This is a genomic window from Nocardia cyriacigeorgica (genome assembly GCF_010858045.1).
GTDB lineage: Bacteria > Actinomycetota > Actinomycetes > Mycobacteriales > Mycobacteriaceae > Nocardia > Nocardia cyriacigeorgica_E.
In genome coordinates this window covers 1-292 of sequence record NZ_JAAGVC010000312.1, presented here as the reverse complement: position 1 = coordinate 292, position 292 = coordinate 1, and the positions used below count along the sequence as shown (strand labels likewise).

Genomic DNA, 292 nt, shown 5'->3' with positions numbered 1-292 from the left:
GGGGTCGGGGATGTCGGTGTGGAGGTCGACGTACATTTGGCAGAGTTTGTTGGCGGAGGTCCATGTGGTGGTGTTGCGCATGGACATCGGGACCATGGCGGCGAGGGAATCGGTTGGGGGTTCGCCTTTTTCGGCCAGGTAGGTCGAGAGGGCCAGGGACACGGTGGTGAGCATCAGGTCGTTGACGGTGATGCGGGTGGGGGAGGCTGCTTTGGCTGCCTGGACTTCGGCTAGGGGGATGGTGACCAGGTCGAAGACGAGGGGGTGGTGGATGCTGCGGTTGAAGCGGGTG

General features: G+C 63.4%; 1 pseudogene. It reads right to left on the bottom strand.

Annotation, left to right across the window (positions count from 1 at the left end):
- A pseudogene (locus tag GV790_RS29835) lies at positions 1–292 on the bottom strand (wax ester/triacylglycerol synthase family O-acyltransferase); the annotation flags it as partial.